This window comes from Maricaulis maris, from assembly GCF_003634045.1.
GTDB classification, from domain to species: domain Bacteria; phylum Pseudomonadota; class Alphaproteobacteria; order Caulobacterales; family Maricaulaceae; genus Maricaulis; species Maricaulis maris.
Genome location: NZ_RBIM01000002.1, coordinates 265,130 through 284,682 on the forward strand (window position 1 = coordinate 265,130; position 19,553 = coordinate 284,682).

The 19,553-nt window shown below is 63.0% G+C and carries 16 protein-coding genes; 5 read left to right on the forward strand and 11 right to left on the reverse strand.

Annotation, left to right across the window (positions count from 1 at the left end; genetic code table 11):
• Positions 1–68: 68 nt before the first annotated feature.
• The 3 genes from C7435_RS04425 to C7435_RS04435 all read right to left on the reverse strand — a co-directional run bounded on the left by C7435_RS04425 (position 69) and on the right by C7435_RS04435 (position 4,872).
• Positions 69–3,053 (reverse strand): hypothetical protein, encoded by a 2,985-nt coding sequence (locus C7435_RS04425; RefSeq protein WP_121210195.1) that lies wholly within the window; start codon positions 3,051–3,053, stop codon positions 69–71.
• On the reverse strand, positions 3,041–3,784 hold the full coding sequence (locus tag C7435_RS04430) for a hypothetical protein (protein WP_147422625.1): 744 nt from the start codon (positions 3,782–3,784) through the stop codon (positions 3,041–3,043). The genes C7435_RS04425 and C7435_RS04430 overlap by 13 nt, the downstream gene beginning before the upstream one ends.
• Before the next feature lie 98 nt (positions 3,785–3,882).
• Positions 3,883–4,872, reverse strand: a complete 990-nt coding sequence (locus C7435_RS04435) for a threonine ammonia-lyase (RefSeq protein WP_121210197.1) — start codon at positions 4,870–4,872, stop codon at positions 3,883–3,885.
• A gap of 164 nt (positions 4,873–5,036) precedes the next feature.
• Here C7435_RS04435 and C7435_RS04440 point away from each other — a divergent pair, with 164 nt between their 5' ends.
• The 4 genes from C7435_RS04440 (at position 5,037) to C7435_RS04455 (ending at position 9,969) form a co-directional block, all read left to right on the forward strand.
• Complete coding sequence (locus C7435_RS04440; RefSeq protein ID WP_121210198.1) at positions 5,037–6,680, forward strand: long-chain-fatty-acid--CoA ligase; 1,644 nt, start codon at positions 5,037–5,039, stop codon at positions 6,678–6,680.
• Between the two features lie 195 nt (positions 6,681–6,875).
• Positions 6,876–7,079 carry a superinfection immunity protein gene (locus C7435_RS04445; RefSeq protein ID WP_075190654.1) on the forward strand — a complete coding sequence of 68 codons (204 nt, stop codon included), beginning with the start codon at positions 6,876–6,878 and terminating at the stop codon, positions 7,077–7,079.
• Between the two features lie 331 nt (positions 7,080–7,410).
• Positions 7,411–9,153 (forward strand): alpha/beta hydrolase family protein, encoded by a 1,743-nt coding sequence (locus tag C7435_RS04450; RefSeq protein WP_121210398.1) that lies wholly within the window; start codon positions 7,411–7,413, stop codon positions 9,151–9,153.
• A gap of 126 nt (positions 9,154–9,279) precedes the next feature.
• A complete protein-coding gene (locus C7435_RS04455) occupies positions 9,280–9,969 on the forward strand; it encodes a phytanoyl-CoA dioxygenase family protein (protein ID WP_121210199.1) in 690 nt (229 codons plus the stop codon).
• A 33-nt stretch (positions 9,970–10,002) separates the two neighbouring features.
• Here C7435_RS04455 and C7435_RS04460 read toward each other — a convergent pair whose 3' ends face one another.
• The 7 genes from C7435_RS04460 to C7435_RS04490 form a co-directional block, all read right to left on the reverse strand.
• Positions 10,003–10,671 carry a nitroreductase family protein gene (locus tag C7435_RS04460; protein WP_121210200.1) on the reverse strand — a complete coding sequence of 223 codons (669 nt, stop codon included), beginning with the start codon at positions 10,669–10,671 and terminating at the stop codon, positions 10,003–10,005.
• Positions 10,672–10,711: 40 nt separating this feature from the next.
• Complete coding sequence (gene tdh, locus C7435_RS04465; protein WP_121210201.1) at positions 10,712–11,740, reverse strand: L-threonine 3-dehydrogenase, zinc-binding type; 1,029 nt, start codon at positions 11,738–11,740, stop codon at positions 10,712–10,714.
• Complete coding sequence (locus tag C7435_RS04470) at positions 11,737–12,576, reverse strand: hypothetical protein (RefSeq protein WP_121210202.1); 840 nt, start codon at positions 12,574–12,576, stop codon at positions 11,737–11,739. The genes tdh and C7435_RS04470 overlap by 4 nt, the downstream gene beginning before the upstream one ends.
• Positions 12,577–12,621: 45 nt before the next feature.
• Positions 12,622–13,731, reverse strand: coding sequence for an NAD(P)/FAD-dependent oxidoreductase (locus tag C7435_RS04475; protein WP_121210203.1), 1,110 nt, complete (start codon positions 13,729–13,731; stop codon positions 12,622–12,624).
• Positions 13,732–13,880: 149 nt separating this feature from the next.
• The gene (locus C7435_RS04480; protein WP_121210204.1) at positions 13,881–15,059 is read right to left on the reverse strand and encodes a hypothetical protein; all 1,179 of its coding nucleotides are present in this window, start codon (positions 15,057–15,059) and stop codon (positions 13,881–13,883) included.
• Between the two features lie 162 nt (positions 15,060–15,221).
• Positions 15,222–16,424: a glycine C-acetyltransferase gene (locus C7435_RS04485; RefSeq protein WP_121210205.1), complete on the reverse strand. Its 1,203-nt coding sequence runs from the start codon at positions 16,422–16,424 to the stop codon at positions 15,222–15,224.
• 320 nt (positions 16,425–16,744) lie between these two features.
• Complete coding sequence (locus tag C7435_RS04490) at positions 16,745–17,893, reverse strand: serine hydrolase domain-containing protein (RefSeq protein ID WP_121210206.1); 1,149 nt, start codon at positions 17,891–17,893, stop codon at positions 16,745–16,747.
• Positions 17,894–18,057: 164 nt separating this feature from the next.
• Here C7435_RS04490 and C7435_RS04495 point away from each other — a divergent pair, with 164 nt between their 5' ends.
• Positions 18,058–18,702, forward strand: a complete 645-nt coding sequence (locus C7435_RS04495) for a hypothetical protein (protein ID WP_121210207.1) — start codon at positions 18,058–18,060, stop codon at positions 18,700–18,702.
• 394 nt (positions 18,703–19,096) lie between these two features.
• Here the strand turns inward: C7435_RS04495 and C7435_RS04500 are convergent, their stop codons facing one another.
• Positions 19,097–19,498: a hypothetical protein gene (locus tag C7435_RS04500; RefSeq protein ID WP_075190664.1), complete on the reverse strand. Its 402-nt coding sequence runs from the start codon at positions 19,496–19,498 to the stop codon at positions 19,097–19,099.
• Positions 19,499–19,553: the final 55 nt, after the last annotated feature.

The following is a 19,553-nucleotide window of genomic DNA, read 5'->3' on the forward strand; positions in this document are numbered from 1 at the left end:
AAGAGTGTTGCGGACGGTCGGTCGGGCAATGTTCACACCGTTTGGCCGGCAATTGCAGCGCTGAACCGTCAGTCATGGACCGCGTTGCGGATGGCATCGCCGATCGGGTCGCCGATACCACTGATCTCGATCAGGACGCCGGCTTCGGTATTGACTAGGGCCTCCGTCACGGCAGGCAGCGTACCGCCCGCAATCCCCTTGACGGCATCGGTGGCCCGGTCGCCCATCGCACCCGTGATGAACCCCTTGCCAAAGGCGGAGAAATACTCGGCATAGATGTCATCGGGATTGATCTGACAACCTTCTGCCGCCTGGGCCTGGGCATCAGCCTCCAGCTCGCCGGTCTCTATCGCGTCCGTGACAAAGCCCAGCATCACCGTGGAAAAGCACCAGAGGCGCAAATTGGTGTCGAGTATGCCGACCAGCCCGCCCAGCTGGGCACCGCTCACCCCCATCGGGGATCCGATTCCACTGGCTGTAATCCCCAGCACGGTAAGCATATTCCGAATGCGCTGGAATTCGGCGATCGCCTGCCGTGCCCGCGCGCCCTTCGCGTCCGGGTCGAACAAGCGCGCCCGGAGCGCTCCGTCGCGATCGATCAACCATCCGGCCCGACCATCAACCGTCGCCAGCAAACTGCCACCCTGGTCGGCCAGAACCCGCCCGATTGCCGCCGGCCAGGCGTCCGGAATCGCCGTGTCGGGATTGATCAGGACGAGTTCACCGCTATCCGCCAACTGCGCATTGACACCCGAGCCACCCAATACCTGTGCCTCGGCAACCGCGAGTGCCAGACCGAGCCGCGGCGACACGCGGCCATCGGCATGCCGGGCACGCCCGTCATGCAAGACATCCAGACCGCGCACCAGGTCCGCGTTTTCGGCATCATGAACATCAACCACAGCCGAGCGCAGGGTCACCAACGGGTCCAGGCGACTCGCACGCTCACCCAATAACCGGTCGACCTGCCCGACCAGCCCGTTAATTGCGGCCAGCGCATCCAGACTCGGGCCCAGCGGGGCTGGCAACCTGCCTGCCGTGCCGGCATCCGGCGCCAGTTGCGTTTCCAACTCGACCCGCCATTCAGCAAAATATCGGCGATACAGGGCTTCCGGAGCAAATTGACCGCCGCCCGAGAAGATGGCGCGGCTCCCCAGCAATTGCTCCTGGCTGTCATCCCGCGCCAGCTCGATCAGCGTCCGTCGCCCGCCGAGCGCTTGACCACCGCGCATCACCTGCAATTCCAGACGGGCGGATGTCGGGACGGTCGTCTCCGGCACCGGATACGCGCCATCAACGGCCACACCGCCCTCGCCCAGCGAGAGCTCCACGCTCTGAATCGCGTCGGCAAGCCCCGGCGGGGCGGTGTATCGGATTTCCAACTGGGTCCCGAAGGCGCGCCGGATCGAGGCGGCTGTCGCGTCCGGCTGATCGTCGGGCGGCAGCGCCCAGACCTGATCGAAGACCGGCTGGAACCGGCCTGTTTGCGATTCAGGCACGACGCCAAAGACCCGCCCGGGCAGCGCCTCGACCGCGGCCTGAAACGCCGCCTCGGCATCGCCCAGCTCGCCATCCGTCATGACCAGGAAGATCACCTCCCCCCGGGCTTCGGCCGCTGCCAGCTGCAGCGCCGCCGGCAAATCATCGCCGTCGCGGACGACCAGACCGGAATTATAGGCGAGCACCGCATCGCGCCGCTGAAAGTAGAGCTGGTTGCCCGCGGCCAGAACGGGCTCGCCGGCGGCGGAGACCGCGACGAAAGACTCCATCCGTCCCATGGACTCAACCAGGGCACGTCCGAGCAAGCCGGCCGAGAACAAGTGCCCCTCATCAATCATCGAGGGCGACACATCCGTGATGAAGACAACCTGCGGCGCGCGCCGCGGCTGCGCCAGAATGCGCGGCGTCACAGGCGCGCCATCGACCATCAGGCGAAGATGCGGCGCATACCAGTATGCCCCGTCCGGGGTATCGGTCTGGACCGTCAGACCAACTTCCGGCCAGTCGGCCGTATCAATCCCGGTCAGCGTGGCCTGTGTGATCGCCGGTGCGGGTGGCAAGCCTGCGGCCAGGTCCGGCGGCCCCTCACCCGGAACCGGCAGCAAATCACCGCCGGTGGAAAAACTACGCCCGGCAACGGGGTCGCCGGCCCCCGAAATGACCGGGCGCCAGGCCGGCACATCGACCGCGCCCGGCGCGCTATCCAGGAATGACCCGAGCTGGGCTGCGGGGAGGAAACGAAGAATCGGTTCATCCGCCATCCGGCCGGCCCAGTCGAGCAGGCGCTGGCGAGATCCACCCGGCGTCACCAGATCAAGCGCCAACTCGATAGGCGTAAGGCCGGGATCAACATAGGCGGAGGCAGAACGGGGGCGCGCGAGGTGCGGAAAGACCGGATCCGCAACCAGCCATTCTCCATCAACCTGATACTCGACCCAGACCCAATCAGGATTCGCCCGCTCGACACGGGGTGCGAGCGGCACACGGAGATAGGTGTCCAGAAGGGCTTCAGCCTGTTCCAGCTCAGCGCGCAGATTGGCGGGGATGGCGCTGGCGTCGGCCAGGGCAGACTGTCGGGCAGCCGCCTCGTCGACATCAAGCGCGTCATAAAGCACGGAGAGACTGTCCCGGCGATCACTCTCGACGGTGCCAAGCACCGGGTCCGCATCAGGCCAATCAGCCCGCTGCAGCCGGACAGGATAACCCTGCATGTCCAGCAACGCCGCCAGCAGCATGGCCTGATCGGCTGAATTGCCGCCGCGCAGGACAAGGACATCGTCAGGAGACAGGCCGCGCCCGTCATAGGATTGCAGCCAGACCCGATCACGCACAAAGGCCAGCATCGCCTCCGGCGTTGCCAGTTCGGGCGCCGCTTCAGCCACGGTCAGGCCCGGCGCGGCATAGTCTGCTTCCGCCGCGCGAAGTAGTTCCAACAGGTCGCGCTGACGGTCGGCCTGCCCGCTACCCATCAAACCCAGGAGCAGCAAGCCGAGCGTGATCACTACCGCGATACCGGCCCGGACCGGTGTCACATGTCGCGTCAATCCGTCCATGACCGCACCCCCGCTTCGGTGCGGACATACACATCCGTCACCGTCTCGATATAGCTTGTTTCACAACTGGTGGAGAGATTGTTCCGTATTCGGGAGCCGCCGATCCGAACCTGACCCGTGTCTGTGTAGCCAAAGAAAACGGCGTGGACCGGATAAGGTGTCTCCCATTGATCTGGACAGGTTTCGCGGATGCGTTCGGGAAACCGGATAACCGCGACAAGGTTGATCAGATTTGGCGCGACCTGTCCGAGAAGCCAGTCGTCCCCAAACATGTAGCGCCATATCTGGTAGTAATCATGGTCGGCATCGACATGGGTGAAGCGCATTGCCAGCTCACCACCGCGACGCTCATGATAGGCAATCAGCTGGAAACCGCCTGACATCTCCCAGATCCCCGACAGGTCGGTGAACCGCAAGCCGCAGGGATCAAATATCTCGATCCCGGACTCGCCGGCATCTGGGTCGCGGACATTCAAAGGCGGGCCGTAAGTCCCGAACGGACAAGGCCGGTCAGAGTTCGGTTCAATCGGACCGGCCGCCCGGATCTGGTCCAACAGCGCCTGCTCGGCACCGGTCAGGGGTGGTTCGACCGCCAGCCGGGTCTCGGCCGACCCGTCGCCAGAGGGGTCAACGGGTGCAGGGGAAGGCTGGGAAAAGGCCGCGGACGCGCCACCCTGAATGACCAGCGCAGCAGCAATCCCCAAGGCGTACCCGGTTCTCGACACAGGCATGCAACCTCCCCGATTTTCGGACGAAGGTTAACAAGCTGGCCGGGTAAGCGCAAACAGGACCCGGTCAGGCCTGACCGGCACGCATATCATGTGTGCCATCAAGCCCGGTCGAGGGCTTTTTGAAAGACTGCAGCATCCACATTGCCGCCGGTTGCCAGCACGCAGACTGTCTTGCCGGCAACATCCATCTTGCCGGACAGCACAGCCGCCAGCGCCGCGACACCGCCGGGCTCGACGACGATTTTGAGGTGCCGCCACGCAGCCACCATGGCATCAAGCGCCTCGTCATCAGAGATCGCGGCGCCAGCGCTCAGCTGGGTTGAATTGAGCGCCCAGGTCAGAGCGCCCGGCGTCGGCGTGATGATCGCATCACAGATCGAGCCGGTAAGCTTGGTATTGGTCTCGCGCTGGCCGCTGGCGAGCGAGCGCTTGTGATCGTCAAAGCCTTCCGGTTCCGCCGACCAGATCGCGACGTCCGGGAAGGCGTGGGACATGGCCAAGCCGACGCCGGCGATAAGACCTCCGCCACCGGCGCAACAGACCACAATGTCCGGCGTTTCTCCGAGCGCCTGCAATTGCTGTGCGGCTTCAAGACCGGCCGTGCCCTGCCCGGCAATGATGTAGGGGTCCTCATAAGGCGGCACGAGAATGCGCCCCTCGGCCTCGGCAATCGCCAGCCCCATCGCTTCGCGGCTCTCGGTAGCGCGGTCATAGGTCACCACTTCGCCGCCCCAGAACAGGACCCCCTCGACCTTCGAACGCGGTGCATCGGCCGGCATCAGGATCTTGGCGGTAGTACCGTTCAGCTTGGCCGCCGCCGCGACGCCCTGGGCATGATTCCCGGAGGAATAGGCCAGAATGCCGCGTGCCTTCTCGGCGTCATCCAGCCGGGAAATACGGTTGAAGGCGCCACGGAACTTGAACGAGCCGGTGCGTTGCAGGCACTCGGCCTTCACAAACAGCCGACAACCCGTCTCGGCGTCGAGCCGGTCATTGCGCAGGAGCGGCGTGGCGACCGCATGCCCGGCCAGCCTGCCCGCTGCATCGAGAATATCGGCATGGGTCGGCAGGTTGACGGGATGGGTCACGGGCAGAACTCCTCGACAGATGGCAGCACCGGGCGGCGCCTCATGTGCAAAAAACGCATAAGCAATTCAAACCGATTGAGCAAAGGGATTGCGCCGTGGCCCGTTAGACCGTTTGATTGGCAAAACACAAAAACGGACCAACGGTTGATTATCAGGGGAAATACATGACTTTGCGCGCACACATGATGGACTGTCCGCTCATGATCTCGGACATTCTGGTTCACGCGGCAAAATGCCATGGCGATCAGGAAATTGTCACGCGGCTGCCGGAGAGCGGCCAGATCCATCGCCAGAATTACACGACGACCTACAAGCGTACGCAGCAGCTGGCCAACGCCCTGCAAAAGAAACTCAAAATCCGCGAGGGCGACCGCGTCGCCACCATCGCCTGGAATTCGCACCGCCATTTCGAGCTTTACTACGCGATTTCCGGGGTCGGCGCCGTCGTCCACACTGTCAATCCGCGCCTTGATCCCAAGCAGCTGATCTGGATGCTCGACCATGCGCAGTCCAAGACGGTGTTCTTCGACAAGCAGTTCGCACCGCTGATCGATGCCATCTCGAAAGCGTGCAAATCGGTCAAGAACTGGGTTCTGATGACCGACAAGACCCATCTCGAGGGCGTCCAGACCAAGTGCAAGAGCTATGAAGAGCTGATCAGTGATTATCCGGCCGATTTCGACTGGCCGGTCTTCGACGAATATGCCGCCGCCGGTTTGTGCTATACGTCCGGCACCACGGGCGATCCCAAGGGCGTTTTGTATTCCCACCGTTCGACCGTCCTGCATGCCATGGCATCGGCCGCCGCTGATGTGATCGGCGTTGGCGCTCGCGGCACGATTTTGCCGGTCGTGCCGATGTTCCACGTCAATGCCTGGGGCATTCCCTACGCCGCGCCGATGAATGGCGCCAAGCTGGTGATGCCGGGCGCCCAGATGGACGGCGCCTCCATTCACGAACTGATCGAGGGCGAGAACGTCAATTACGTCGCCGGCGTGCCGACGGTCTGGCTCGGCCTGCTCAATTATCTCGAGGCCGAAGGCAAGCGCATCGACAGTGTCGAACGGGTTCTGATCGGCGGTTCGGCGCTGCCCGAAGCCCTGCTGCGCGCCTATGAGGACAAGTATGGTGTGGTCATGCAGCAAGGCTGGGGCATGACCGAAATGAGCCCGCTGGGTACGGTCAATGTCCTTCTGCCCAAGCATGAAGGTCTCGATCGCGAGGAGATCATCAAGGTCAAGCTGAAACAGGGCCGCCTCGTCTTCGGTGTCGGCATGCGCATTGTCGATGATGAAGGCAAGGAACTTCCCTGGGACGGCGAGTCCTCCGGTCATGTCCAGGTCCGCGGGCCATGGATCGCTTCCGGCTATTATCGCGGTGCCGGTGCCGAAAGCTTCACCGAGGATGGCTGGTTCCAGACCGGCGATGTCGCCCATCTCGACGGCAGCGGTTTCATGACCATCACCGACCGCTCCAAGGACGTCATCAAGACCGGCGGCGAATGGATTTCCTCGATCGATCTGGAAAACGCCGCCATGGGACACCCGTCCGTGGCAATGGCCGCCGCCGTCGGCATGCCGCACCCGAAATGGCAGGAACGTCCGCTGCTCGTCGTCCAGCTCAAGCCGGGTGCCGAACCGGATGCCGCGTCGATCATCGACTACCTGCGCGGCGAGGTGCCGAAATGGTGGCTGCCCGACGCGGTCGAGTTCATTGAGGAAATGCCGATCGGCGCGACCGGCAAGATCCTCAAGACCAAGCTGCGGGAAATCTACAAGGATTATGAATTCCCGACAGTTGAGGCGTAGGTCCTGACACCGCTGGAACGATCAAGCCCCGGCTCACTGGCCGGGGCTTTTTCATGTCCGGCGTCTGACCCGGGACTTAAATCGGATTAATCCCCCCTCGTCCTCCCTTGTGCGGTTTCGCAACCGCTCCTACATTCATATCGAAATTCGATAAGCCCCTGAACGCACGACCGACGGGGCAAAGGAGACAGGACAATGGAGGTTTACGTCATGGGTGGTGAAGTCGCGGTGATTGGTCTGCTGGCCTATTTCCTGCCAACCCTGATCGGCCTTCTGCGCGGTCACGACAACACATTCGCGATCTTCCTCACCAACCTGCTTTTGGGTTGGACCTTTATCGGCTGGATCATCGCGTTCATCTGGTCGTTCACAGCCATCCGCCGGCGCGTGCGGGCCTAGAGGTTTCCCCAAGACCTCGCTCACGGGTTGACCGCCCAGCCTCACACCCCAACGGTCAGCCTTGGCAAACGCGCCTACCCCAACCGGCCCCAAACCGGACAATGCTACGCCCGGATCGCCCCCAACGATCCGGGCGTTTTTTGTCCGGAACGCGTCACTCATTTAGATCGACTTCGAACTAAAGCTTGCATTCATTTTGATCATTAGCTAATTATCGAGTTGTAAGCGGGCTCCAACCGTCCCCGGCCAACGGGCCCAACCATCCATCACAACCGGCTGCCCGCCTCATTGCAGGCGAATGCATCCGGCTGGCCAAATCCCGGAGGGCCAAATGCCGATTATCCGAACCATCACCGCCTGGCTGACAGGCCTCGTGATCACATTCCTGATCACGATAGCCCAAGCCTCCGCCGACAACAGCCCGAATATCCCCCCATCCGGCGACTGGCTCGGCGTCCTGACAACGCCCGGCGGCGAATTGCGCTTGTTGATCACCGCCACGGAACATCCGGACGGCAGTCATCGTGGCGAGCTGGAAAGCCTCGACCAGGCCCCCGGCCAGAAAATTCCCATCGATGAGTTTGCGATCGATGCCAACGCGATGCGCTTCGCCATCACCGCGATGGGCGTGTCCTACAGCGGCGAATGGAATGAACAGACCCGGCGCTATGAAGGCGAGTTCAGCCAGGGCATGAACCTGCCCCTGGCATTTGCCCGGCCCGAGACTGTCGAGGTGACGGTCATCGACGGTATGGACGGTGTCTGGGAAGGCATGCTGACACGCGGCGAGACCGAACTGGCTTTCACCCTCAATATCGAAACCGGCGAGGACGGCACCCAGGCCACGCTCGATTCCGTCACCCAGGCTGCCTATGGCATCCCGGTCACGGAGTTCACCCGTGACGGTGACGCAGTCGGCTTTCGCATCCCGGCCGCCAATGTCACCTATCGCGGCACGCTGGATGCGGGCGGCGACATGCTGACCGGTCAATGGATCCGTCCCGGCTTTCCCGACGCGGAGGTCAGCTTTCAGCGCACGGCCAACCTCGTGACCGGTCCCAACCGCCCGCAGGAACCGGTCGGCCCCTTCCCCTACCGCGTCGAGCCGGTCCGCTTCGACAATCCCGAGGCCGAAGGCGTGACCCTTGCCGGCACGCTGACCATTCCCGCTGGCGACGGCCCCTTCCCTGCCGCCATCCTGATCTCCGGTTCCGGCCCCCAGGACCGCGACGAGACCGTGTGGACCCATCGCCCCTTCGCCGTTCTGGCCGATCATCTCACCCGCAATGGCATCGCCGTCCTGCGCTATGATGATCGCGGCTTTGCCGAGTCGACCGGCGATTTTGCATCCTCCACCTCGATGGATTTCGCGTCCGATACCGCGGCCGCGCTGGCCTGGCTTCGGGCCCGGCCGGAGATCGATACCTCCGCCATCGGGCTGATCGGCCATAGCGAAGGCGGTCTGATTGCCCCGGTTGTCGCTGCCGACAATGACGCGGTCGCTTTCCTGGTGCTGCTGGCGGGTCCCGGTACGACAGGCGAGCAGATCATCCTGGACCAGTCGCTGGCCGCAGCCCGCGCCGGTGGTCGCAGCGAGGAAGAGCTGGAAGTGCTGGCCCGCCTGATCCCGCAAATCACCGGCACGGTGAGCGCGGCAGCGGATGAAGAGGCAGCCCGCTCGGCCTTGAACGCCCTGTTTACCGACGAGACCCTCGCCCTGCTCGGCGCCGCACCGGCGCAGCGCGAACTGCTGGTCAGCCAGAATGTTCGCGCTTGGCAGCGCACCTTCCTGCGTCACGACCCGGCCGCCTATCTGCCGCAGGTTGATCAGCCGGTGCTGGCCGTGAATGGTTCGCTGGACCTTCAGGTTCTCCCCGGCCCCAATCTGGCCGGGCTGGAAGCGGGCCTGTCCGGCAATCCCGACGTCACGGTGCTGGAGCTGGAGGGTCTCAATCACATGTTCCAGACGGCGCAGACCGGGACCATCGCCGAATATGCCGAGATCGAAGAAACCTTCGCCCCACACGCGCTGGACCTTATCTCGGACTGGATCGCGGCGCGTTTCTTGGACTAGCACCGCATAAGCCGCACGGCGCCTGGACCTACAGGTCCGGGCGTCTGTTGGGCGAACAATGGCCACTGCGACATCTGCTAAATTTGGCCTACGCCCGCCCAGCCCTTCACGGTACAAGCGGTGTCGATGTCAGATTCTTCCCATCCTTCACCTACACAAACAAGCCAAGAGAATATCTCCGCCGGCGAGGTTTGGCTTTTGCGCCAAGTGCTTTCACAAAGCGCACTTCACGCAATGCGCGAGATGGTCGGGCACCATGATCAACCCGGCAGACGGATTGAGGAAAGCGCGCCCCTCTACGAGAGCAAAGGCATCGCGGCACTCTGCAAGCGCATCCGCACCATATGGCCGAAAATGCGGCCGGTCCGCATGATTTCATTCAACAAGATAGCCGACACAAACTGGGCGGTGCCGTGGCATCAGGATCGCGTCATCGCAGTTCACGACCGAGTTGATATCAACGGGTTCAAAAACTGGTCACGGAAGGACGGTGTCTGGCACTGCGAAGCCCCGGAATCGGTATTGGCTCGCATGCTCTTTGTCCGCCTCCATCTGGATGATGCGGCAGAGGCCGATGGCGCGATGGAGATCGCATTGGACAGCGCGCGGCATGGCCGGGTTTCTGCCGATAACGCCGAGGCAATCGCTCGATCCTGCCAGACCACCACCCCTCAATGTGCGGCGGGCGACGCGATCGTGCTACCAATGCTCACGCTGCACCGATCCCTCGCATCCCGCTCACTGCGGCCACGGCGCGTAATTCGCATCGACTTTGCCGACCTGGAGCTCCCCGGCGATCTCAACTGGCGGACCTGACCGCGCTAGCCTGCAACCGTCAGGATTCCCTCATCAAAGCCAGGTCGTGATCTCGTCCAGCCGCTTCTTGACCAGGGCGTGCTCCGGCACGGTCGCATCCTCGGCCGGATAGCCGCCGACGATCAGCATGTAGGGTTTTTCCCCGGCCGGGCGTTCGCAGACCTCGTTGAGGAAGCGCATCGGATTGGGCGTGTGGGTCAGCGTGACCAAGCCGGCCTCGTGCAGCGCGGCCAGCAGGAAGCCGCAGGCAATGCCGACGCTCTCGTGGATGTAGTAATTCTTCTTGTCCTGGCCGATCTCCTCACCACCGCGCTTCTGGGCGAAGACGGCGATCAGGACCGGCGCATGTTCGAGGAAAGGCTTGCTGGCATCGGTGCCCAGCGGCGCCAGCGCGTCGAGCCATTCCTGCGGTGCCTTGCCATTGTAGAAGGCCGCTTCTTCCGCCTCGGCCGCCTCACGCAGGGCCCGACGCTTGGCCGGGTCGCTGAGCACAACAAAATGCCAGGGCTGGTGATTGGCACCTGAAGGCGCCGAACCGGCGGCGATGATGGCCTGTTCGATCACCGCCCGCTCGACTGGCTTGTCGGCATAATCCCGCACCGTGCGCCGGCGCAACAGGTTCTGCGTGAACCGGCTGACCCGCTCGCGCATCTCGGCTTGCGGATATTCAATGTAGTTTTCAAGCGGTACGCGTTTTTCCATACCCATCAGGACCCTCCCCGGCCCAAGCGAGGTGACACGCTCAATCCCAGTCCAGAACCACCTTGCCGGACTTGCCGGCGCGCATGGCGTCGAAACCCTTCTGGAACTCATCGGCCTTGTAGCGGTGGGTGATGATGCGCGAGACGTCGAGACCGCTCTCGAGCATGGCGATCATCTTGTACCAGGTCTCGAACATCTCACGGCCATAAATGCCCTTCAGCGTGATCGCCTTCAGGACGAGCTGGCCGAAATCGACCTCGATCGGCCTGGACGGCAGACCGAGCATGGCGACCTTGCCGCCCATCACCATATTGTTAAGCATGGAGCCGAAAGCCTGCGGCGCGCCGGACATTTCCAGGCCGACATCAAAGCCCTCGGTCATGCCGAGCTCTTTGGCCACATCCTCGATCTTCTCTTTCGAGACATCGACCGTGCGGATCTTCGGCGCGACCTGGCTCGCCAGGTGCAGGCGGTGCGTGTTGATGTCGGTCAACACGACATGGCGGGCGCCGACATGGCGGGCAATGGCGGCGGCCATGATGCCGATCGGTCCGGCGCCGGTGATCAGCACATCCTCGCCGATCATGTCGAACTGCAGCGCTGTGTGGACCGCATTGCCGAGCGGATCGAGGATGGAGCCGATCTCGTCGGGCACATCCTCGGACAGCGGCACGACATTGAAGGCCGGCAGCTTCATGTATTCGGCGAAGGCGCCGGGAATGTTGACCCCGACACCGCGGGTTTCCGGATCGAGATGGAAACGACCGGCGCGGGCGGCGCGGCTGGTGACGCCAACCACATGCCCTTCGCCGGAGACACGCTGGCCGACCTTGACCCGGGTCACGTTCGAGCCCGTATCGACGATCTCGCCGGCATATTCATGGCCGACCACCATGGGCGTCGGCACATTCTTGGCCGCCCAGTCATCCCAATTGTAGATATGGATGTCCGTGCCGCAGATGGCGGTGCGTTTGATCTTGATCAGGACATCATCCGGACCGATTTGCGGCTCCGGCACGTCCTCCATCCAGATGCCTTCTTCCGGCTTGGCTTTGACCAGGGCTTTCATGCAGCGTCCTCACCTTGTGGCGTCCCCGTCTTGGCGGGTTTGTCGCGAAGATACATCACCGCGGCGATGGGGAAAGTCAGCATCATCGGAATGAGCAGTATGCCCATCAGTTCAGCGACATGTCCGTTCGAGCCGCTGATCCAGGTCGCGGCGATGGAGAGCGCGCCGACCGCAGCCGGTATGGCCAGGATGCGGCGCCGATCCATCCACAGCATGGCGGCCAGCCAGGCGGCATAGGCGGCGATCAGCCCCCATTTGATCCAGGTGTCGATGCGCAGCATCTCGATCCGCACCGGCAGGAAGCTGTCAAAGGCATAGGAGACCAATTCGACTTCAGGGCTGGCCCGGTCGAAATAGCCGCGCGGCAGGCAATCGCGCAGGACGACATCATCACGCCCGTCCGCCGGTTCGATGTCGGAGCTGCACAGCGGGTTTTCGATCTCGGCAAGAATGCCGTTGATGGTGGCATTTTCCTGCCAGTCAGCCGGAATGGTCGCCAGCGCCAGTCCGACACCAACTGCGGCGAGAAAGCGCCCGCGCAGGGCCATGCCAAGAAAGAAGGTCGCTGCCATACCGGCATAGGCGACCGGGAAGAACCAGTCGAGAAACTGGACCTCGACCAGCCAAGCGCGCAGCGCCGCCGCCGCCTCGCCCTGCAGAAAGGCAATACCCCCAACATCCTCGGCGAACTCCAGGGCGAGGATCGGGGTTTTGAACCCCTCAGCCATCGGCGCACTGCCCAGATCGGGCGGCGAGCCGAACAACGCCAACGGGAAGGCCAAGGTCGCCAGGGTGAGAACCAGTGTGGCCACAAAGGCCCAGCGTGCAGGTGTCATATCGCCTCCCGATCCGGCGCCATAGTGGCCTGTCGCCGGGCCGGATCAAGCGGATAAACGTTCCGCCACCGTTTCCCCGATGGCCAGCGAGGCCGTCAGGCCCGGACTTTCAATCCCGAACAGGGCCATCAAGCCGGCAACGCCATGGCTTTCCGGTCCGTCCATCCGGAAATCCGGCTGCGGCTCACCCGGCCCATGCAGCTTGGGGCGAATGCCGGCATAATCCGGCATCAGGCCCCCGTCCGGCAGCGACGGCCAGAAGCGCCGCGCGGTGGCATAAAACGCCTGCGCCCGCGCCGGATCGACCGTGTAGTCCTCAGCCTCGACAAAGGCGAGATCCGGACCGAACCGCGCCTGCCCACCCAGATCGCGGCGGTAATGCGTGCCCAGCGCGCCGGGTATCGGCAGCGGATAGACCAGCCGCGAGAACGGCGCTTTTCCGGACAGGGTGAAGTAGACGCCCTTGCCATAATGCAGCGGCGGGATCCGCTCGGCCGGCATGGTCTCGATCATCGCCGCAGCCGCCTGTGCGCCCAGCCCGGCCGCGATCACCAGATAGCGTGTCGTGACCTCGGTCGCATGCTCGCCGCCCGTCCGCACGACAAAGCCGCCCCCCGTGAGCGGCGTCGCGCCGGCAAAGGGCGTATTGACGGCGATGGCGCCGCCATGCCCGGCGATCTCGCCGGCCAGCGCATCCATATAGGCGTGGGCATCCATGACGCCGCTTTCTTCCGACAACAATGCCGCCTCGGCCCGCAATTCCGGCTCCAACGCCCGCGCTTCGGCACCGCTCAACCGCCGCATGCCGCCGACCTGGTTGGCCTTGGCCTGATCGAGGATGGCGTCGAGCCGCTCAATCTCGTGCGGCTCGGTCGCGACGACGAGCTTGCCGCATTTCTCGTGTGGCAGATGATGGTGTTCGAGAAAGGCGTAGAGCATCAGCCGGCCCGCCACGCAGAGCCGCGCTTTCAGCGATCCGGTCGGATAATAGAGCCCGCCATGGATGACCTCGGAATTGCGCGAGGAAATGCCCTGGGCGATCTTGGTGGCGGCTTCCAGCACGATGGTCTCGTGGCCGCGCCGGGCGAAGGCCCGTGCGGTGGCCAACCCGACGGCACCGGCCCCGACGATGATCGCATCTGTCTCCAAAGCCATGCACAATCTCCCGGCCCGGCGCGCGAAAAACCGCAGTTTGGCATGAGTCCGTGGCCCGGGAAGACGTTCGGTTGCCTGACCTGGCAACGCCCGAAAAAATCCGCCCGGCGCTGGGCGCCGGGCGGTTCTTCATTCAACGCGACGCGTGATCAGCCTTCCGCTGTACTGACCGGCGGGAAGATGCGACCCAGCGGGCCGACCTGCGGGATCGGCATCAGCAGGATGCGGCGGACCGGGTTCCAGGCTGCGCCCAGCAGGACCACGATTGCACCCAGGACCAGCAGCGTCACGGCGACGACCGCACCAGCGCCCAGATCGGACCCATTGACAATCACGCCGATTGAAACACCCGCCGTGACCAGTCCGGAGACGATCAGGGCGCGGCGATTGATCAGCAGCGAGACCAGGGCAAACAGGCCGATCACTGTCAGCGCCGTAATGGCGAGCCGCATCGACTCGGCACTGTCCGATGCCATGGCTGCAAACAAGTTGAGGTTCTCCGGATTGGCGAAATCACTCTCCTGAAGGGTCATGCCGGTCTGAGTGAAGTTCAGAACGGCCCCCAGCAGGACCGGCGCCGCAAAGAAGTGAAGCCAAAAGGCCGTTCCCGACAGGCGCGTCTCGCGACCCGGATCACGGGCATCAAACAGGATGCCGGCCAGCAACAGGGCCCCACCGGCAGCAACATTGATGCTCGGTGACCAGATGATCACCGTATAGGGATCGACTGCCAGCAGGGTCATCACAGCGGTCAGAACCAAACCGACCCCCATCAGCCCGCCGGCGAAGGGCAGACGGTAGCTGACATAATAGGCCGTGACCGGCAGCAGGAAGGCGAGGCCGAACACGATCGGCATGAAACGGATGGAGACCGGCAATTGCGCCAGCACCATCATCACCGCCTCGCGGCCGAATTCCATATCGTCGACACCGGCTCCGGCGAGCTCGAAGCTTTCCTCGGAAATTCCGGCACCATGGATCAGGAATTGGGCATAACCCCAGACCAGGACGATCATCGTCGTCACGCCGAAGACCGAACTGAGCACAATGCCCGGCAGGATGCGGCGTTGCTTGCCGACCAGCAGGGCCGACAACAGCCAGGTAAAGATCGCGATCCCGCCAATCAGCGCCATCAGCGCGTTCTGGAAGGCCTGTTCGCCCTCTTCCAGGCCAAGCCCGGCCATCACCTGGCCGGCACCGGCACCCAGGCCGGCGAGCAAGATCAAAACCCCGATCGTGGTGAAGATGTCGTGGAAATTGTTCAGGAAAGGCAGCATCTCGTCCGATGGACGCGCGCTGCTGGCACGCACTTCGCTGGTATCCGTCATGGCAGTCCCCTGTGTCACATACCCGTGTGATGCCCCCAAGCGATCATTCGGATGCAGATTTCGCCAAAAAAGCGAGTCTGACCGGGGAAGACTACGCGTATTTGGGGAAAGCGTCAGGGGGACTGGATGGGGCGGCGTCCCGGCGAGCGGGACGAGTACCCATCAAATAACTCCCAACTCCCGGCCCACCTTCGTAAAGGCCGCCACTGCGCGATCAATCATCTCCGGCGTATGCGCCGCCGACATCTGGGTGCGGATTCGCGCCTTGCCCTTGGGCACGACCGGGAAGAAAAAGCCGATCACATAGACGCCCTCATCCATCAGTTTCGAAGCCATCTCCTGGGCCAGCTTGGCATCGCCCAGCATGACCGGAATGATCGGGTGCTCGCCGGGCAGAAGGTCGAAACCGGCCTCACTCATGCCTGTGCGGAAGCGTTTGGCATTGTCGAACAGGCGGGCGCGCAGATCTTCACCCGCGGCGACCATGTCGAGCGCCTTGAGCGAGGCTCCTGCGATGGCGGGCGCCAGTGAATTGGAGAACAGATAGGGCCGCGAGCGCTGGCGCAGCATGTCGATGATCTCGCGCCGCGCGGCCGTGAAACCGCCCATCGCCCCGCCCAGCGCCTTGCCGAACGTGCCGGTGATGATGTCGATCTCACCCAGCACACCGCAATGTTCCGGCGTGCCGCGGCCTTGTGCGCCCATGAAGCCATGGGCATGGCAGTCATCGACCATGGTCAGCGCGTCATACTGTTTGGCGAGGCGGACGATGGATTTCAGGTCGGCGATATAGCCATCCATCGAGAAGACGCCATCGGTAACAATCAGGATATGCCGTGCGCCATCCGCCCGGGCCTGTTTGAGCTGGGTCTCGAGATCGGCCATGTCCGAATTGGCATAGCGATAGCGTTTCGCCTTGCACAGGCGCACGCCATCAATGATCGAGGCATGGTTGAGCGCGTCGGAGATGATCGCATCCTCCGGCCCCAAAAGCGGCTCGAACACCCCGCCATTGGCGTCAAAGGCGGCGGCATAGAGGATGGCGTCCTCACAGCCGGCAAAGGCGGCAATCTTGGCTTCCAGCTGCTTGTGCAGGTCCTGCGTGCCACAGATGAAGCGCACCGAGGCGACACCGAAACCATGACTGTCCAGCGTCGTCTTGGCGGCCTCGATCAATTCGGGACGATTGGCCAGGCCGAGATAGTTGTTGGCGCAGAAATTGATGACATGGCTCGACGCCCCGTCCGCCGTCACATCGATCTCGGAGAATTGCTGCGAGGTGATGATGCGTTCGCGCTTGTAGAGCCCGTCCGCCTCGATCTGCTTCAACTCGTCGGACAGGTGGGCGTAAAAAGCGTCGGACATGGAGGGCTCCCAAGGGTGAGTCTGTGTTGGCCCTGTTTCTATTGCCATGCCTCAAACTTGTCATCCCGGCCACCCGCTTTCGCGGGCGCAGGCTCCTGCCCCGCAAAAGCGGGGCGCAGAGCCGGATGACAATTTGCTGGTAAACAAGGAGAGGCAAAACCCATTTTTCCCGGCCGCAAACCGGCGAAAGCCGGTTGGAGAGCCGGGACCGACTGCACGTTTTCACAAATGATGAGTATCCGGTCGGTCCCGGATAGCGCTGACGCGCTTCCGGGAAAAATGGAAACCTGGATCTCCTTCCTCGCAACACGGCATTCCCCCTACTCCACAAACTGCTCCGGATAGACCCACCACCAAGGCATCGGGTTTTCACCCATCGCCTGCTCGACGATCTGCGAATAGATCAGCTCGGCGCGGACTGAATTGGCGAGCAGGACGATGCAGCGCTGCGTCTCCTGATGACAGGTCGCGCGGTTGCCGGTCCAGGGATTGTGGCCACCCTTGTCGAACCAGTGACCGGTCTCGTCCTGGAAGGTGATCACGCCCAGTCCGGCTGCCAGTCCGATCGCCGCCGCGCGCGGGTCTTCCTCGGTGGTGATTGTCGGAAACTGGCCTGGCGAACGGATCACCTGAGAGGGGGAGACAAATTCGGCACGCGCCTCGGCGCTCAGCCCCTCGCCGCGAACCATGCCGGCCCACATCCGCGCCTGGTCGGCGATGGTCGTGTCCATCGATCCCGCCGCCGACACACCGGAACGTTCATCATGCGGCTCGAACGTGCCGTCCATGGCATAGCCATCGGCGAGATTGTCAGCAAAATCCTCGCGCCATTGCATCGAAGTGTCGGTCATGCCGAAAAGGTCGAAAATACGGGTCTGCATCTCTTCTTTCAGGTCGAGACCGAGACCTTCCTCGATCACATGCTGGAGGATGTAAAACCCTTCCGCCGAATAGGCCTGACGTTCGCCCGGCGGGAAATGGAATTGCAGGCGGCCATCCTCTTCCAGCCAGCGGAAATTGGCGAAACCGGTGCCGTTGGACAGGATGATCCGCGCTGTCAGATCGCGCCATTGCGGCTGGTCGGCGAGATCGGCCCATTCGTCATACTCGGGCAAGGGCCGCGGCAGATAGTCGGCGATCGAGGCATCGAGATCGATCAGCCCCTCATCGACCAGCATCAACACATAATAGCCAAAGGCCGCCTTGGTCAGCGAGGCGCCATACATGATGCTGTCGGTCTCGAGCGGTGCCGCATTCTTGCGATTGCGATAGCCGAAGGCGGCGACATGGGCGACCTCGCCCTCGTCAATCAGGGCATAGGCCAGTCCGACCACCTCCTCCTCCGCCATCAGCGACTGGATCGCGCTGTCGAGTTCAGTGATCTCCGCCTCGCTCCAACCATCGGGCTGGGCCAGGGCGGCCCCGGTCAGAGCGAAAAAAGAGGTGGCAGCAGCCAACAAGGCACGCATGGGATTTCCTTTGCATCGCACGGGGAAAGGTTATGCGCGGCGCTTGAGCGCGGTAAGCGGGACGCTGAGCGCGTGTGTCTCCCTCCCGCGCATCACCTTGTTTCCCGTTGACACCCATCCCCCCGACCCACACGCTCGCACAACAGGATCCGGGGGGAGACATCATGACAATGACCAGGCGCGGTGAGCGTTTTTTCTTTTTCTATGCGCTGGCGCTGTTCGCCATCGTGGCGACAGCCTTTCCACTGCATGCGCTGGTCAATGGCGATGAGCTGCCCCCCCTGCTCCCGCACATGCATGTGCATGCGGTCTCGATGGGGCTTTGGTTCGCTTTGATGATGGGCCAGACGTCGCTGATCGGGCGCGGGAATTACGGTTTGCACAAGACACTGGGGGTCAGCAGCCTGGCGCTGGTGCCGGTCATGCTGGGAACGGGCCTTTATATCTCCTGGGAGAATTTGGTTCGCACCGGCGACAACACCATCCTGATCGCCAACATCGCCAATGCCGCTGTCTTTCTGGTCTTCTATAGCGCGGCCCTGCTCAACCGGGCCAAGGCCGCCCTGCACAAGCGCTTCATGCTGTTCGCCGGCCTCGCCCTGATGTTTCCCGCCTTTTCGCGGGTGACCTATATTCTCCACGTGGACGTCTATCTCGTCCTGCCCATGTGGCTGGCCTTCCTGCTGGCCGTGCCGGTTTACGACCTGATCACCCAGCGCAGGATCACCGCCGCCAGCGCGTTCGCGGTCGCGATCAATGGGATCTACATCGTCAGCCTAATTCTGGCGACGTCTCCGCCGCCGGGATGACAATTTGCGGGTGAATATGGACAGGCGAACCCCATTTCTCCCGGCCGCAAACCGGCGAAAGCCGGTTGGAGAGCCGGGACCGACCGCGCGTTTTCGCAAGCGATGAGTATCCTGTCGGTCCCGGATAGCGCTGGCGCGCTTCCGGGAAAAATGGGAACGGGTTTCTTCCCCATTTCATGGGGAAGTGGGCCGGTGCGAAGCATCGGGTCGATGGGGCCGAGCGTGAGCGAGGAAACCCGCACGTCGCCTTCGGCGCCGCCCCTCCGTCTCGCCCTCCCGGCGATTCCCTTGCTCCTCGCGGAGAGAGAAAGGCGCGCGCTGGATCTTCCTGCTCTCCTAGAGCGAAGGTGGCCCACAGGACCGAATGAGGGCTACAACGGCGGTGGATTTTCAGTCAGTCGCGCCCGTGTTGGAACCAACTACCGATGGCTGTGAGAGCTCCCGCATAGGTCATCAGCCACCAGACATACGGGAAGTATCCGAACCGATGGCTATGCGGACCAAACCCACCTTGTGTGTAATGAACATAGAGACCGGCAAGACCGGCTATCGCGACGAACACGCCGCCCGCGCTCAAGAAAACCGAGAAGGTTCCCCAACCCGCAACGACCCGCGGACGCGCGAGCGCCATCAAGCAGCCTGCGATCCAAAACCCCGTCGCCACAGTCAGTGCCACGCCCGTCAGCAACAACCCGATCCCGGTGCCCAACTCCGCATTGTAAATCATGCCGTCGAAGGCGCTGGCGCAAAAGAAGGAAGCCGCCAGCGGAATCAGCACAAACAGGAAGCGAAGCATCGTGACTCCCCGACCGACGGAATACGTGTTTCACGCTAAGCGCGATGCAGAGTGA

What these genes read in the sequence shown, in the direction of transcription:
- C7435_RS04425 (WP_121210195.1), bottom strand. Translation starts at nt 3,053, where the DNA reads ATGGACGGATTGACGCGACATGTGACACCGGTCCGGGCCGGTATCGCG.
- C7435_RS04430 (WP_147422625.1), bottom strand. Translation starts at nt 3,784, where the DNA reads ATGCCTGTGTCGAGAACCGGGTACGCCTTGGGGATTGCTGCTGCGCTG.
- C7435_RS04440 (WP_121210198.1), top strand. Translation starts at nt 5,037, where the DNA reads ATGACTTTGCGCGCACACATGATGGACTGTCCGCTCATGATCTCGGAC.
- C7435_RS04445 (WP_075190654.1), top strand. Translation starts at nt 6,876, where the DNA reads ATGGAGGTTTACGTCATGGGTGGTGAAGTCGCGGTGATTGGTCTGCTG.
- C7435_RS04450 (WP_121210398.1), top strand. Translation starts at nt 7,411, where the DNA reads ATGCCGATTATCCGAACCATCACCGCCTGGCTGACAGGCCTCGTGATC.
- C7435_RS04455 (WP_121210199.1), top strand. Translation starts at nt 9,280, where the DNA reads ATGTCAGATTCTTCCCATCCTTCACCTACACAAACAAGCCAAGAGAAT.
- C7435_RS04460 (WP_121210200.1), bottom strand. Translation starts at nt 10,671, where the DNA reads ATGGAAAAACGCGTACCGCTTGAAAACTACATTGAATATCCGCAAGCC.
- tdh (WP_121210201.1), bottom strand. Translation starts at nt 11,740, where the DNA reads ATGAAAGCCCTGGTCAAAGCCAAGCCGGAAGAAGGCATCTGGATGGAG.
- C7435_RS04470 (WP_121210202.1), bottom strand. Translation starts at nt 12,576, where the DNA reads ATGACACCTGCACGCTGGGCCTTTGTGGCCACACTGGTTCTCACCCTG.
- C7435_RS04475 (WP_121210203.1), bottom strand. Translation starts at nt 13,731, where the DNA reads ATGGCTTTGGAGACAGATGCGATCATCGTCGGGGCCGGTGCCGTCGGG.
- C7435_RS04480 (WP_121210204.1), bottom strand. Translation starts at nt 15,059, where the DNA reads ATGACGGATACCAGCGAAGTGCGTGCCAGCAGCGCGCGTCCATCGGAC.
- C7435_RS04485 (WP_121210205.1), bottom strand. Translation starts at nt 16,424, where the DNA reads ATGTCCGACGCTTTTTACGCCCACCTGTCCGACGAGTTGAAGCAGATC.
- C7435_RS04490 (WP_121210206.1), bottom strand. Translation starts at nt 17,893, where the DNA reads ATGCGTGCCTTGTTGGCTGCTGCCACCTCTTTTTTCGCTCTGACCGGG.
- C7435_RS04495 (WP_121210207.1), top strand. Translation starts at nt 18,058, where the DNA reads ATGACAATGACCAGGCGCGGTGAGCGTTTTTTCTTTTTCTATGCGCTG.
- C7435_RS04500 (WP_075190664.1), bottom strand. Translation starts at nt 19,498, where the DNA reads ATGCTTCGCTTCCTGTTTGTGCTGATTCCGCTGGCGGCTTCCTTCTTT.